Origin of the sequence: Nonomuraea sp. 3-1Str (genome assembly GCF_031570565.1) — a bacterium.
GTDB lineage: Bacteria > Actinomycetota > Actinomycetes > Streptosporangiales > Streptosporangiaceae > Nonomuraea.
Window position 1 is genome coordinate 97470 of the sequence record NZ_JALHBK010000002.1, and the last position, 12454, is coordinate 109923.

Below are 12454 nucleotides of genomic sequence, written 5' to 3' on the forward strand. Positions count from 1 at the left end.
TGCCGGCATTCGCACCGGGACTTCTCGCAGGCGAGCTCAGAGGGGCGGATTCAGCCTCCGGGCCGCGGCCGGTGGACCGGGAGCCGAGTACGCGTACCCCATCATCGACTGACGGCGTCCCGCTCGATGGCGGGCAGGGCGGTCAGGAAGGGCGTGGAGTCGTCCGATGGCGGCGGCACCGGGTCCGGGCGGTCCACGGCCCGGAGGGTCAGGGCGCCCGCGGCCAGCACGACCAGGCAGACCGTCACGATCAGCACCCGCCGCCGCAGCCGGGAGCCCGGTGCGAAGGCCAGCCGGAGCCGCCATCCCAGTCCCGGCGGTTTCAGGCGCACGCCGGCCGTCAGGCGGGCGAACGCCGCGTCGACGTCCAGCTCGGGCTGGTCCTCAGGCGGGTTCACAAGACAGCGATCTTAAAACACTACAAACGCCACCAAGCGCTTTCTCGATCACATATTGATCACGCACTCCATTTCGATGCGCGGGGCGCGGCATTTCGGCCCGGAATTCGGCGGCGGCGCCGTTCAGGAGTGTTGTACGGCGTGGCGCGCTTTTCCACCGCGAACGCTCGACATAATGGGGTGATCACCTGGTCGCGAACGCCCGGCGGGAGGAATCCATGCGTTCCGTCGCGGGATTGGGAGCCGCCGCCGTTCTCGTGATGAGCCCGGCCACCGCGACCGCTCTGCCTCGCCCGTCCGTCTCCACGGCCGCCGTCCGCGGCCCCGTGCCGGACGACTGGAAGAAACGCACGTCCCTGCGGATCCTGCCGCCGTGGCCGCGCCAGAACGACGAGGTGCGCGTCTTCGTCCACTGCCCCGTCAAGGCCAACCACGCGCTCATCGGGTCCACCGCGTTCACGCTGAAGGGCTCGCGGCGCATCTACCGCGAGGTGGGGCTGGGCCTGTCGGACCGAGGGCTCGGCCGGCGCGCCGTCGGCATCTCCTACTACGCCTTCCCGGGTGACCACCTCGCGCACCTCAGGTGCGTCAAGGTCACGATCGACGAGCACACGCGCATCCGGAAGGTACGGCTGATCAGCCGCTTCACCGTGCCGCTGGTGGTACGCCCGTTCCGGCTCGGCCGCTTCTTCTGACCGCGGCCGTCCGCCGGGCACCGGGACCGGCCGGTCAGATGTGGGCACACCTTCCCATCCCCAGTTGTCCGGATATGTCTGGCATGACAGAGGGACGGTGTCGTACATCTGACCCATGACCACGTACTCCGCCGTCGTCACCACCGGCATCTACTGCCGGCCCGGGTGCGGCGCGAAGCCGCTGGCGAAGAACACCCGCACGTACGAGCTGGCCGCCGCCGAAGCCGCCGGGTTCCGCGCCTGCCTGCGCTGCCGGCCGTACCGCGTGGCCGGTCCCATCGCCGCCGACACGCCCGAGCTGGTGTGCCGGGCGTGGCAGCTCATCATCGACGGGGTCCTCGACGAGGGGACCGAGGCGGCGCTCGCCGAGCGGGTCGGGTTGTCGCCGCGCCACCTGCGGCGCCTGTTCCTCAGGCATCTCGGCGCGAGCCCCGACCAGCTCGCCCGCTCCCGCCGGGCGCACTTCGCGCGGCGGCTGCTCGACGACACCGACCTGACGGTGCTGGACATCGCGTTCGCGTCCGGGTTCGGGAGCCTGCGGCAGTTCAACCGGATCATGCGTGAGGTGTTCCGCGCCTCGCCGACCGACCTGCGCGACCGGCGGCACCGCGCGGACCGGCTCGTCGCCGACGGCGGCCTCGCGCTGCGGCTGCCGGTCCTGCCCGGCTACGACTGGGACGCGGTACGGGCCGTACCTGGGCGAGGACCTGCGCCAGGCCATCGGGCTGCGGCTGGGGCAGCGCCGGACCTGACATGGCGTACGGCGAGTGTCGGCTTCGCAGGGGCAAGTCGCCCGTGTCACATTTTCGCCGCGCGCTGCGTCATGGGGACGACGGAACGTACTCGGCCGCCGACCTCACAGAGCAGCTCTTGCGAGAGTCGTCACCTTCGCCGCACCCGCCCCGTCAAACACGTGAAGACAAAACGCGAGCAAGTGGGTGTCCATATGTCAGCGACCGCGTACGAGACTGCGGTGCGCGGGACCGTGGTTGAGGAGTGCCCGGCCGATGCGCGGCATCTTCGAAGCTGTCCGGCCGGCGGCCGCCCACGAGCGGGGGGATCACCTGCCCCGCAACCTCTTTCAACGAACCCGGAGGGATTCGTCCATGAAACTCACCGTCTTCGGCGCCAGCGGTGGCGTCGGTCGGCATCTGCTCGACCAGTCGCTGGCCAAGGGGCACGACGTCACGGCGGTCGTACGGGATCCGGCCAAGCTGGACGGGCAGCCTGTCCGCGTCGTGCGTGCCGCTGACATGGCCACGGCCGAGGTCGCGACGCTGCTGCCCGCCGTCGAAGGAGCCGACGCCGTTCTGTCGGCACTCGGCCCACCGAACAATGCCGCGGCCGGGGTGGCCTCCAGAGGCACCAAGGCGATCCTCGCGGCGATGCGGGCCGCCGGGACCCGTCGACTGATCGTGGTGAGCGCCGCCCCGGTGGGCACCACGCCCTCTCCCGGCCGCCCCCACCCGCCCCGGCACGACCCTGGCGATGGGCCGTTCCTGCGTTACCTGGTGTATCCGATCGTCAAGGCCGCGCTACGTCCGCAGTACCTGGACCTGGCGGTCATGGAGGACGCCGTGCGTGACAGCGGCTTCGACTGGACGGTGCTCAGGCCGGTGCAGCTGACCGACAAGCCGGTGACCGGCGCTTACCGGACGGCGGTGGGGCAGAACGTGCCGGGCGGCCGGTACGTCTCGCGCGCAGATGTGGCCCACGCCATGCTCGCGGTGCTCGACCGGCCGGAAACGGTCAAGCAGGTCATCGGCATGGCCAACTGACGCTCTCATCGCCGATCGCAACCGACCGCAAGGGAGAAATCATGATGGAAGTTCCGATCACCCGTACCGAAACGCCTGTCGACGAGCCGATCACCATGATCAACGCTTTCACCGTACCGATAGAGGAGTCGGAGGCGTTCCTGCCGCTGTGGGAGGAGAACGCCGAGATCATGGCCAGGCAACCGGGATTCATCCGTGCCCGGCTGCACCGATCGATGATCGACGACGCTGAGCTGCGGTTCGTCAACGTGGCCCAGTGGGAGAGCGGGAGGCAGTTGGAAGAGGCGCTGAGCAGGCCCGAATGGCACGAGAGCGCCCAGCGGCTGCTCAATGATCCCGGCCTGCACATCACCACGCGGCCCAGCATCTACGAGGTCGTCGTCGACCTCCTGCCCTCTCACGATGGAAGCGGCGAGCCGGCGACCAGGTGAAACCGGCACCGCGGGACGGCATGGCCATGATCACCAGCTGGATCATGGCCATGCCGGTTTCTCCTACCGGACGGTCGACGCCCGGCCGACCGACGAGCTCGGCACCGCGCGGGCACTCCGGTCGTCGAGGGGATGGAGAAGGTCCCGCCAGTCCGATGGCCAGTTCGCCAGCGCAACGCCGATCATGATGATCAGGTGCAACGGCGCCGATACCTCCTCGTACAAGGGGGCGACATCGATGAGGTGGGTCGTCACCGCGCCGATCAGCACGAACACCAGACCCGCGGCACCGATGAACCTGACCCGCCGCCGCGGGACGATCATCATCAGTCCGAGGACGAGCTCCAGGGCGCCGACGACGAACCGCATCCACGGCGGCCAGCCCCAGTCGACGAACTTCTCCGCGTAGGCCGGACCGAAGAATGTCGGCCCGGGCCAGAACTTGGTGACAAAGCCGATGAAGAACGACACGGCCAGATACCAGTAAAGGATCGTGGACAGCCGTCGCGGCCACGTACGTGCGGTCATGAGCACTCCGTCGTGTTCGCCACGGCTCAGCCCCACTTCTGGCCCGCGGGCTGCCGGGTGGTGACGTTGAGCCGGTTCGACAGGTTCGTCACCGCCGCCATCAGAACGATCGCGGCCAGCCCCGCTTCGTCGTAATGCCGGGTCGCCTCCTCCCAGATCTGGTCGGGGACCGGGTCGGTACGGTCGGCGAGCCGGGTGGCGGCCTCGGTGAGGGCCAGCGCGGCCCGCTCGGCGTCGGTGAAGTACGGCGTCTCCCGCCAGGCCACGAGCAGCCCCATCCGCTCGTCGCTCTCGCCGCTCTTCCTGGCGGTACGGACACCCGACTCCACGCAGGGGCCGCAACCGTTGATCTGGCTGGCGCGCAGGTGCACCAGCCCGAGCGTGGTCTCCGGCACCCCGCCCGTACGGGCGGCCTTGAAGAGCTCCTGGACGGGTGCCATCGCCGCCGACAGGACGACGGCAGGATTCTTCATCCGTGCTTGCATGTGTCTCTCCGCTCCATGGGCTGGACTTCCACCCTGATGACGCGCCCCGGAGAGAGGATGTGACAGCAAGCCGCCTGTCACATCTTCGAGGTCTCCTCCGTCATCCCGTTACAGGCGACACGGGAGGGACGGCGTCAATGGAGGAGAAGGACCTGCTGGCCGGCTGGTTCCAGCAGCATCGCGACCATCTGTGGGCAGTGGCCTACCGGCTGCTCGGCTCGTCGAGCGAGGCCGATGACGCACTCCAGGAGGCATGGCTACGGCTCAGCCGCGCCGGCGCGGAGGACGTGCGGAACGTGCCGGGCTGGCTCACCACGATCGTCGCACGGGTGGCGCTGACCATGCTGCGCGATCGCAGGACACGCCGCGAGGAGCCGCTACGTGCCTCCGGGCCGGACCTGATGGCCGACCTTCGCGAGGCGGACGACCCCGAGCACGAGGTGGTCATCGCCGATTCGGTCGGCTTGGCTCTGCTGGTGGTGCTCGACATGCTCGCGCCCGCGGAACGGATCGCGTTCGTCCTGCACGACATGTTCGCTGTGCCGTTCGGCGAGATCGCGTTGATCGTGAACCGTTCGCCTGCCGCGGCCCGGCAACTGGCCAGCCGCGCCCGCCGACGCGTACAGCAGACGACGACCCCGGGCACCGGGACCGATCCCGCCAGGCAGCGGGAGATCGTCGCAGCCTTCCAGGCCGCGTCACGTGGCGGTGACTTCGCGGCCCTGCTCGCGCTGCTCGACCCGGACGTGGAGATCAGCGCGGATCGCACCGCCGTGCTCTCCGGCGCGGCGAGGCTGGTACGAGGGGCGGACGGCGTGGCCGAGACCTTCGCCGGCCGGGCCCGGGCCGCCGAGCTCGCGCTCATCGACGGGGCGCCGGGTCTGGTGTGGGCGCCGGGTGGACGGCCACGGATCGTTTTCGCCTTCACCATCACGAACGACAAGATCACGCACGTCGACCTGCTCGCCGACCCCGCATACCTGAGGGACCTCGAACTGGTGATGCTCGGTGGGTAGGCGCGGAGGTCTTCATGTCCTGGACGTCCTGGTACCAGCCGTTCCCCGCCCGGATGGCGGCTGACTGCCGCGCACGAAGGCCGGCCGGCGGGGGTGCTCAGGGTGAGGCGCAGGCGCCGCGTCCTCACCCTGGGCGAGTGCCGCTGGTGGGTTTTACTGCTTCCACTGCTCCGCCGGTGACACACCGGGCAGCGGCTTGCCGATGAGGGCCAGCGGGATGAAGAAGCAGACCTGGCCGATCGCCATGGTGAGCGTGGCGAGCGCCTTGTCGTCGTAGTGCTTGCACGCCCGCTCATACAGCTCGTCGGGGACGCGCTCACCGGCCGGGTTCGGGGTGAGGACGGCCTCTACCAGGGCGAGCGCGATCCGTTCGGCGTCGGTGAAGTAGGGGGCGTCCTGCCAGGACGCCACGGCGGTGATGCGCTCCTCTGTTTCCCCGGCCTTGCGGAGGTTGCCGGTGTGCAGGACCGTCAGGTACGTGTTGCCGACGATCTGACCGGCGCGCAGCTGGACCAGACTGATGGTGGCCTGCGGAATGGAGCCGTTCCCCGTCGCCTTGAACATGGGTCCGCCGATGTCCTTCAGCTCGGGGACGAGCACGGCGGGGTTGGGCAGGCGCGACTGGCGGTTCTGCTCGGTGGTGGTCATGGTGGTGGGGTTCCTTTCTGAACGGTGTTTCGCCGCTATGACGGATCGCACGGGCCGAAGGTGACCGGTGCGGCGATGGGCTTTCACCTGGGGGCGCTGCCGAGGGGCTCCTCGCTCCGGCTCACAGGGCGCGGCCGCAGGAGCAGGACGGCGGTGAGGATGGCGGCCAGGTAGAACGCGCCCGCGCCGAGCATGCCGGCGGTGTAGCCGCCGGTGAGCGCGTCGTGCGGGGGCGTGCCCGGCGGCCGGCTCGCGGTGGCGGTGACGGCGATGCCGGCCAGGACGGCCAGCCCGAGTGCGCCGCCGATCTGCTGGCTGGTGTTGACCAGGCCGGAGGCGATGCCGGAGTCGCGCGACGCCACGCCCTGGACGCCGCCGATGGTGGCACCGACGAAGCCGATGCCCAGGCCGACGCCCCCGGCGAGCTGGGCGGGCAGCAGCACGAACAGCGGGTTCTGGTCCGGAGTGAGGAGACTGAACCAGCCCATCGCCGCGGCGGCCACCGCCAGGCCGGTCGCCAGGACGGTCCGTGTGGAGGTGCGGGCCTGCAGTGCGGGCCCGACGAGGCCGGAGCCGATGCCGATGCCGACGGCGAACGGCAGGTAGGCCAGTCCGGTGGTCATGGGGGAGTACTGCTTGATCGTCTGCATGTAGAGGGTGAGGAAGTAGAAGGTGGCCAGCTGCCCGGCGCCCATGAGCAGCATGACCAGGTTGGCGCCGAGCTTGCCGCGGTCGGCCAGTACGCCTGGCGGCAGCATCGGGCTGCGCGCGTTGCGCTGGATGAACAGGAACGCGACGAGCAGCGCGACGGCCGCCGCGCCGAAGGCCAGGGTGAGCCCGTCGCCGACGCCGTGGGACCCGGCCCGGTTGATCGCGTAGACCAGCGAGCCGAGGGTCAGGGTCACGGTGACCGCGCCGGGCAGGTCGAGCCCGCCGCGCTGCCGGGTGCCGGGCACCAGGGCGAACGTGCCGGCCAGGACCAGGAGCGCGATGGGGATGTTGACGAACATGATCCATCGCCAGCCCAGGTACTCGGTGAGCGCGCCGCCCAGCAGGAGTCCGGCGACCGAGCCCAGGCCGCCCATGGCGCCGTACACGCCGAGCGCCTTGTTGCGCTGCGGGCCGGCGGGGAAGGTGTCGGCGAGCAGGGACAGCGCGGCCGGGGCGACGATCGCGGCGCCGACGCCCTGCAGGGCGCGGGCGGCGATCAGCACGCCTCCGCCGCCTGCCAGGCCGCCCAGCAGGGAGGCGGCCAGGAAGACCGTCAGACCGGCGCGGAACAGCCTGCGCCGGCCGAACAGGTCACCGGCCCGGCCGCCCGCCAGCAGCAGACCGCCGAAGGCCAGGGCGTAGGAGGTGAGGACCCAGTCCAGGTCCGCCTCGTCGATCCGCAGGCCGGTTCCGATGACGGGCAGGCCCACGGTCACGATAGTGCCGTCCATCACCATCAGCAGTTGCGCGGCGGCGATCACCAGTAGTGCGAGGCCGCTTCTTTCGGGACCGGGTGCGGTGTGCGTGCTCATGTGAGGTCTGCGGAGGTGGTGGCGCGGGGGAGCGCCGCGGCGTCGTGCACCGCGGCGGCCAGCCGGTCGTGTTCGGGGTAGGACCAGCCGAAGCCGAAGCGGCGCCGGGTGTAGCCGAAGGCGATGCCGCTGAACGGGTCGGCGAAGGCTTCCGAGCCCGCCGAGCCGTCGTGGCCGAACGCGTTCGCGCCGAGGAACGGGTAGCGCATGCCCTTGGCCTGGAAGCCCAGCGCGTAGTTGCCCTGATCGCCGCGGACCAGGTCTGCGCCGATGGAGTGCAGCTGGGCGAACTCCCCGACGGTGTCCGGCTTGAGCAGCGGAGGTTGCCCTTCGATGCCCCAGACGGCCGCCGCGTACAGGCCGGCCAGGCCGCGGGCGCTGCCCACCCCGCCGGCCGATGCCTGGCCGTTGGCGCGGACGGCGCGGGTGTTGGCGAAGGCCACCTGGTCCAGCGGCGGCGTGCTGTTGAGCCCGTAACCGATGCCGAGGATGCTGTTCGGTCCGGGCACGTTCGACCAGAACGCTGCCTCCTGCTCCAGGGTGGCCGTCCACCACTGGATCGGCCTGAACCGCTCCTCCTCCGCCGCGGGCAGCCCCAGGTAGAGGTCCAGCCCGTACGGGGTCCGGATACGCTCGTCGTAGACCTGCTGCAGCGACTGCCCGATCATCCTTCGGATCACCTCGTTCACCAGGGCGAACGTGACGAACCCGCCGTAGCCGTAAGCCGAACCCGGCCGCCAGTACGGGCGCTGCCCGGCCAGGCGGCGCGCGATCACCGCGTCGTCGGCCAGCTCGGCCGCCGACAGCCCGCCGTCGACGCCGATGACGCCGGAGCGGTGAGTCAGCACGTCCCGGAGCGTGATCCCGTCCTTGCCCGCGGCGGCGAACTCCGGCCAGTGCCGGGCCACCGGCTCGTCGAGATCGAGGACCCCCTCCTGCACCAGAAGCGCCGCCACCAGCGTCGCGGCACCCTTGGTGGAGGAGTAGACGCCGGTCAGCGTGTCACCGTTCACCTCGTCCCCGGCCCACAGGTCGACCACCCGCCGGCCGTGCGCGTAGGTGGTCAGCTGCGAGCCCACCTGGCCGTCCTGCTCGGCCACCACCGCGGCGAACTCGGCGCGCACCCGCTCGAAGCCGTCCGCGACCGTTCCGTGGACATCCACCGTGCTCATCGTCGGCAACCCTTCGTGAATGAGTGTCTGGCAGGGGGACGACGGATGCTCCGGGGGAAAGGTGACGGGGTGCGTTCGCGGTCACCTTTCCCCGGTTTGATGCGTCATCGGGATGACGTTCGCCGATGGAGAGGAATGCGATCGTGACGCCCCACGACTTTCTGGCCGACCGGTTCCAGGGGCACCGCCCCCATCTGAAGGCGGTCGCCTACCGCATGCTCGGCTCGCTGAGCGAGGCCGAGGACGCGGTCCAGGAGGCATGGCTGCGGCTGGCGCGCTCAGATTCGGGGGACATCGACAATCTCGGTGGCTGGCTGACCACCGTGGTCGGCCGGGTGTGCCTGGACATGCTCCGCGCCCGCAGGTCTCGACGCGAGGAGTCGCTGGAGGACCGCCTGCCCGATCCGGTGATCAGCCGCGCGGATGCCGCCGACCCGGAGCAGCAGGTGCTCCTGGCCGACTCGGTGGGCCTGGCGCTGCTGGTCGTGCTGGAGTGCCTGACCCCGGCCGAACGGCTGGCGTTCGTGCTCCATGACATGTTCGGTCTGCCGTTCGAGCAGATCGCGCCCATCGTGGACCGCACCCCCGTGGCAGCCAAGAAGCTCGCCAGCCGCGCGCGCCGGCGCGTCGGCGGCGCAGCCCCGAACCCCGACCCCGATGTGAGCAGTCAACGCCGGGTGGTGGACGCCTTCCTGGCCGCCGCCCGCGACGGCGACTTCGCCGCGCTGATGTCCATTCTCGACCCCGACGTGGTGCTGCGCGCCGACGGCGGGATGCTCACCGGTGGCATGAAGGTCATCAGGGGCGCCGCGGCCGTGGCCGGGAAGCTCGCCACCTTCCAGCGTATGGCCACCAGCACCGCCACCCACCCGGCGATCATCAACGGTCTCGCCGGCCTGGTGAACACCATCGACGACCAGCTGATCTCCGTCATGAGCTTCACCATCTCCGACAGCAAGATCGCCACGATCGACATCCTGTCCGACCCCGACCGCCTGGCCCGGCTCGACCTCACCCACATGGAGCCATGATGCCTGGCGCACGCCGACGCAGCAGTGTCGCCGGTGCCGCCGAGCCGAGGGCCCGTTACGAGGCGGACGCAGACGGGCTTGACCCTGACACCGTGTCAGGCGGAACGGTGCGGAGCATGTCCGTCACCTACGTCGGCTCCGGGCCGTACTGCTACGCCAACTCCCTCGCGATGGTCCTGGGCGGCGATGCGCCGCCTCCGGCTGTGATCGAGGTCCTGACAGGCTCGCCGTACGGGATGCAGCTCATCGGCGGCCGACTACCGCTGTTCGACGCGTTCGGCTGGGACCCCGAGATCGGGATCGACGCCGCGATCGGCCTGCTCGGCTGGGAGTGCGAGTGCACGGACGGCGGGACGGCGGCAGCGGCGCTCGCCCGGCTGCACCGGGCCTGCCAGGACGGCCCGGTGCTGGCCGGGCCGCTTGAGCTCGGTCTGCTGGCATACCAACCCGGGTCCGGCAGAGCGGTCGGCGCCGACCACTACGTGGTGGTGCTGGAAGTGGACGGCGACACCGTGCTCGTGCACGACCCTCAGGGCTACCCGTACGCCACACTGCCGGTCGACGCCTTCGCCGAGGCGTGGCACGGAGAGCTGATCACTTACCTGGAGCGGCCGTTCCGGATGCGGCACAGGTTCACCCGGCGTAAGCAGGTCAGCCCGGAGGAGGCGTTGCGGTGCTCCCTGCCCGCCGGACTGGCCTGGCTGGCAGGAAGGACGGACGTGGAGGTCCCTCCCGGCACGCTGGGGCAGGCCGAGGCCGCCGAGCGCACGGCCGAGCTGGTGGAGGAAGGGCTGGATCCCGAGATCAGGATGCTGTGGCAGGCGTTCGCGGTGCGGGTAGGCGCCCGCCGCCTCAACGACCTGGCGGCCTGCCTGTCGTCCCTCAGCCTCGACGCGGCGGCCGTCGCCGCGGAGCAGGCCCGCATCGTCGGTGGCCTGCAGGGGCCGCTCGTATCGGGCGACGACACGGTGCTCGCGGCCGGCCTGCGCCGCCTGGCCCCCACGTACGAACGGCTGCGCGCCGCCCTGATCGCCGACAAGGCGGCGTCCTGAAACAGTTCCCCTGACCAGGCGCGCCGACATCGCGGGGTCTCAGAAGAGAGTCAGCGGCTCGGTTCCGGTGGCGTCGGACGGCGACATGGGCTCGGGCAGCGGCTCCAGCTCGGGCACCAGGGCGCGGACCTCGTCGTGGAAGCAGCGGGCGAGGGGCAGCGCCTCGGCGTTGTCCGGGGTGTGGACGAAGACCGTCGGGGAGCGGCCTTCGCGCAGCCACTCCACGACCGTGCCGACCCACGGCCGCCAGCCCTCGACCGTGCGGGTGATGTCGTCCCGGCCGAGGTAGCGGACGATCGGACGGTCGGTGAGAGCCGTGGCGCGACGGGGCACGCGCGGCTTCTTCGTCCAGGCGTCACGCTCGGCGTCGCTGGTGGGCGGGCTGTCGAAGAACGCGACGGTGTCGAACGGGATCCACTCGGCGCCCACGCGGCCGAGCACCGACTCCAGCGCGCGGGCGGCCCGTACGTCCTCGAAGAACGCGCGGTGCCGCACCTCGACGGCGTACCGGTGCCCCTCGGGGAGCCGCTGGAGGAACGCGGCGAGCGTGCCGAGGTCGTTCGGGCCGAACGAGCCCGGCAACTGGACCCACAGGGCGTGCGCCCGGGGCCCGAGCGGCTCGATCGCGTCCAGGAACGCCCGCAGCTCCTCGCCCGCGCCGGTGAGGCGGCGCTCGTGGGTGATCGGCTTGGGCAGCTTGACCACGAACCGGAAGCCGGGATCGGTCTGCGCCGCCCACGACTCCACCGTGCTCCTCGCCGGGGTGGCGTAGAAGGTGGTGTTGCCCTCCACCGCGTCGCACCAGGTGGCGTAGGCCCGCAGGCGCTCGGTGGGGGGCAGCGGGTGCGGCAGGAAGCGTCCCCGCCACGGTGTGTGAGTCCACATGGCGCATCCCACATGAAGCCGCATGCCCACGACGCTACACGCCCCGCTCCGCCGGGAGAGTGGCGCCGATGGAGCGGGCGAGGTCCGCGGGCAGGGGGTACGGGCGCTCCGCGGGCAGCAGGCCGGTGATGTCCCGGCCGTCGCGAAGGGCCCGCCGGAGGTCGTGGACGCGGCCGGTCACGTCCGTGATCGCGACGATCCACTCGCCGAGGTAGCGGGTCACCGCCTCACCGGACAGGCCCACCTGGATCGACCGGTACGGCAGGGCGTTGTGGTGCGGGTCGCGTTCGGGGTCCCACTGGATCCGGACCGGGCTGGCGCGCAGGCGTGCCTTCCACTCGGCCGCGTCGGCGGCGCCGTCGGAGTGGCCGTCGGGGAGGCCGTCGGGGAGGCCGTCGGGGAGGCCGTCGGGGAGGCCTGCCGGGTGGCCTTCGGGGTGGCTGAGGCAGGCGTGCTCCAGCGCCCACGCGAACCCGTCCCGCGTGATGTCGATGGCCAGCACCCTCGTCTGGCCGGGCTTGGCGGCCCAGCCGCAGCGGTACATCATCCACAGGAAGGACGGCTTGATCCAGGTCATCCGCTCACGCTTGAACGGGGGCACGAAGCGCTGCGCGGCGACGGCCGGGTCGGCGATGGCGGGGTCGTATGCCTGGTAGACGGTGATGGACTCGTCGGTGAAGGCGGCACGGATCTGCCGGTACGGAACGTTCATCCAGGCGATGGTGCAGAACCGCCCACCTGCCCGGCAACCGATTTCCGCTCCGCGATACAACGTATGTTGTCGATACAGTGTCCCGTACGGACAGGCCTGC

14 protein-coding genes and 1 pseudogene are annotated in these 12454 nt (G+C 70.9%); 7 read left to right on the top strand and 8 right to left on the bottom strand.

Annotated features, from left to right (window positions below; translation table 11 throughout):
• Positions 1 to 101: 101 nt before the first annotated feature.
• Positions 102 to 398 (bottom strand): hypothetical protein, encoded by a 297-nt coding sequence (locus MTP10_RS04190; protein WP_310707651.1) that lies wholly within the window; start codon positions 396 to 398, stop codon positions 102 to 104.
• Between the two features lie 218 nt (positions 399 to 616).
• Here MTP10_RS04190 and MTP10_RS04195 point away from each other — a divergent pair, with 218 nt between their 5' ends.
• The 4 genes and pseudogenes from MTP10_RS04195 (at position 617) to MTP10_RS04210 (ending at position 3302) form a co-directional block, all read left to right on the top strand.
• Positions 617 to 1093 (top strand): hypothetical protein, encoded by a 477-nt coding sequence (locus MTP10_RS04195; RefSeq protein WP_310707652.1) that lies wholly within the window; start codon positions 617 to 619, stop codon positions 1091 to 1093.
• 115 nt (positions 1094 to 1208) lie between these two features.
• A pseudogene (locus tag MTP10_RS41895) lies at positions 1209 to 1634 on the top strand (helix-turn-helix domain-containing protein); the annotation flags it as partial.
• A gap of 565 nt (positions 1635 to 2199) precedes the next feature.
• Positions 2200 to 2871, top strand: a complete 672-nt coding sequence (locus tag MTP10_RS04205; RefSeq protein ID WP_310707654.1) for an NAD(P)H-binding protein — start codon at positions 2200 to 2202, stop codon at positions 2869 to 2871.
• Between the two features lie 41 nt (positions 2872 to 2912).
• Complete coding sequence (locus MTP10_RS04210; RefSeq protein WP_310707655.1) at positions 2913 to 3302, top strand: antibiotic biosynthesis monooxygenase family protein; 390 nt, start codon at positions 2913 to 2915, stop codon at positions 3300 to 3302.
• A 63-nt stretch (positions 3303 to 3365) separates the two neighbouring features.
• Here the strand turns inward: MTP10_RS04210 and MTP10_RS04215 are convergent, their stop codons facing one another.
• Together MTP10_RS04215 and MTP10_RS04220 are read right to left on the bottom strand one after the other, a co-directional pair.
• A complete protein-coding gene (locus MTP10_RS04215) occupies positions 3366 to 3830 on the bottom strand; it encodes a DoxX family protein (RefSeq protein ID WP_310707656.1) in 465 nt (154 codons plus the stop codon).
• 26 nt (positions 3831 to 3856) lie between these two features.
• Positions 3857 to 4315, bottom strand: coding sequence for a carboxymuconolactone decarboxylase family protein (locus MTP10_RS04220; RefSeq protein WP_310707657.1), 459 nt, complete (start codon positions 4313 to 4315; stop codon positions 3857 to 3859).
• A gap of 137 nt (positions 4316 to 4452) precedes the next feature.
• Here MTP10_RS04220 and MTP10_RS04225 point away from each other — a divergent pair, with 137 nt between their 5' ends.
• Positions 4453 to 5331 carry a sigma-70 family RNA polymerase sigma factor gene (locus tag MTP10_RS04225; RefSeq protein WP_310707658.1) on the top strand — a complete coding sequence of 293 codons (879 nt, stop codon included), beginning with the start codon at positions 4453 to 4455 and terminating at the stop codon, positions 5329 to 5331.
• Positions 5332 to 5484: 153 nt separating this feature from the next.
• Here the strand turns inward: MTP10_RS04225 and MTP10_RS04230 are convergent, their stop codons facing one another.
• From MTP10_RS04230 to MTP10_RS04240, 3 genes are all read right to left on the bottom strand, one after another.
• Positions 5485 to 5979 carry a carboxymuconolactone decarboxylase family protein gene (locus MTP10_RS04230; RefSeq protein WP_310707659.1) on the bottom strand — a complete coding sequence of 165 codons (495 nt, stop codon included), beginning with the start codon at positions 5977 to 5979 and terminating at the stop codon, positions 5485 to 5487.
• A gap of 83 nt (positions 5980 to 6062) precedes the next feature.
• Positions 6063 to 7502 (bottom strand): MFS transporter, encoded by a 1440-nt coding sequence (locus MTP10_RS04235; protein ID WP_310707660.1) that lies wholly within the window; start codon positions 7500 to 7502, stop codon positions 6063 to 6065.
• Positions 7499 to 8674, bottom strand: a complete 1176-nt coding sequence (locus MTP10_RS04240; RefSeq protein WP_310707661.1) for a serine hydrolase domain-containing protein — start codon at positions 8672 to 8674, stop codon at positions 7499 to 7501. The genes MTP10_RS04235 and MTP10_RS04240 overlap by 4 nt, the downstream gene beginning before the upstream one ends.
• A 143-nt stretch (positions 8675 to 8817) precedes the next feature.
• On the opposite strand from MTP10_RS04240, the gene sigJ reads away from it, so the two are divergent.
• Both sigJ and MTP10_RS04250 read left to right on the top strand, forming a co-directional pair.
• On the top strand, positions 8818 to 9705 hold the full coding sequence (gene sigJ, locus MTP10_RS04245; RefSeq protein WP_310707662.1) for an RNA polymerase sigma factor SigJ: 888 nt from the start codon (positions 8818 to 8820) through the stop codon (positions 9703 to 9705).
• Positions 9706 to 9821: 116 nt separating this feature from the next.
• The gene (locus tag MTP10_RS04250; protein ID WP_310707663.1) at positions 9822 to 10757 is read left to right on the top strand and encodes a hypothetical protein; all 936 of its coding nucleotides are present in this window, start codon (positions 9822 to 9824) and stop codon (positions 10755 to 10757) included.
• Positions 10758 to 10796: 39 nt separating this feature from the next.
• Here the strand turns inward: MTP10_RS04250 and MTP10_RS04255 are convergent, their stop codons facing one another.
• Positions 10797 to 11642, bottom strand: coding sequence for a DUF72 domain-containing protein (locus tag MTP10_RS04255; RefSeq protein WP_310707664.1), 846 nt, complete (start codon positions 11640 to 11642; stop codon positions 10797 to 10799).
• A gap of 34 nt (positions 11643 to 11676) precedes the next feature.
• Positions 11677 to 12354, bottom strand: a complete 678-nt coding sequence (locus MTP10_RS04260; RefSeq protein ID WP_310707665.1) for a DUF4291 domain-containing protein — start codon at positions 12352 to 12354, stop codon at positions 11677 to 11679.
• Positions 12355 to 12454: the final 100 nt, after the last annotated feature.

What these genes read in the sequence shown, in the direction of transcription:
- MTP10_RS04205 (WP_310707654.1), top strand. Translation starts at nt 2,200, where the DNA reads ATGAAACTCACCGTCTTCGGCGCCAGCGGTGGCGTCGGTCGGCATCTG.
- MTP10_RS04230 (WP_310707659.1), bottom strand. Translation starts at nt 5,979, where the DNA reads ATGACCACCACCGAGCAGAACCGCCAGTCGCGCCTGCCCAACCCCGCC.
- MTP10_RS04215 (WP_310707656.1), bottom strand. Translation starts at nt 3,830, where the DNA reads ATGACCGCACGTACGTGGCCGCGACGGCTGTCCACGATCCTTTACTGG.
- MTP10_RS04260 (WP_310707665.1), bottom strand. Translation starts at nt 12,354, where the DNA reads ATGAACGTTCCGTACCGGCAGATCCGTGCCGCCTTCACCGACGAGTCC.
- MTP10_RS04250 (WP_310707663.1), top strand. Translation starts at nt 9,822, where the DNA reads ATGTCCGTCACCTACGTCGGCTCCGGGCCGTACTGCTACGCCAACTCC.
- MTP10_RS04255 (WP_310707664.1), bottom strand. Translation starts at nt 11,642, where the DNA reads ATGTGGACTCACACACCGTGGCGGGGACGCTTCCTGCCGCACCCGCTG.
- MTP10_RS04195 (WP_310707652.1), top strand. Translation starts at nt 617, where the DNA reads ATGCGTTCCGTCGCGGGATTGGGAGCCGCCGCCGTTCTCGTGATGAGC.
- MTP10_RS04225 (WP_310707658.1), top strand. Translation starts at nt 4,453, where the DNA reads ATGGAGGAGAAGGACCTGCTGGCCGGCTGGTTCCAGCAGCATCGCGAC.
- MTP10_RS04240 (WP_310707661.1), bottom strand. Translation starts at nt 8,674, where the DNA reads ATGAGCACGGTGGATGTCCACGGAACGGTCGCGGACGGCTTCGAGCGG.
- MTP10_RS04235 (WP_310707660.1), bottom strand. Translation starts at nt 7,502, where the DNA reads ATGAGCACGCACACCGCACCCGGTCCCGAAAGAAGCGGCCTCGCACTA.
- MTP10_RS04220 (WP_310707657.1), bottom strand. Translation starts at nt 4,315, where the DNA reads ATGCAAGCACGGATGAAGAATCCTGCCGTCGTCCTGTCGGCGGCGATG.
- MTP10_RS04210 (WP_310707655.1), top strand. Translation starts at nt 2,913, where the DNA reads ATGATGGAAGTTCCGATCACCCGTACCGAAACGCCTGTCGACGAGCCG.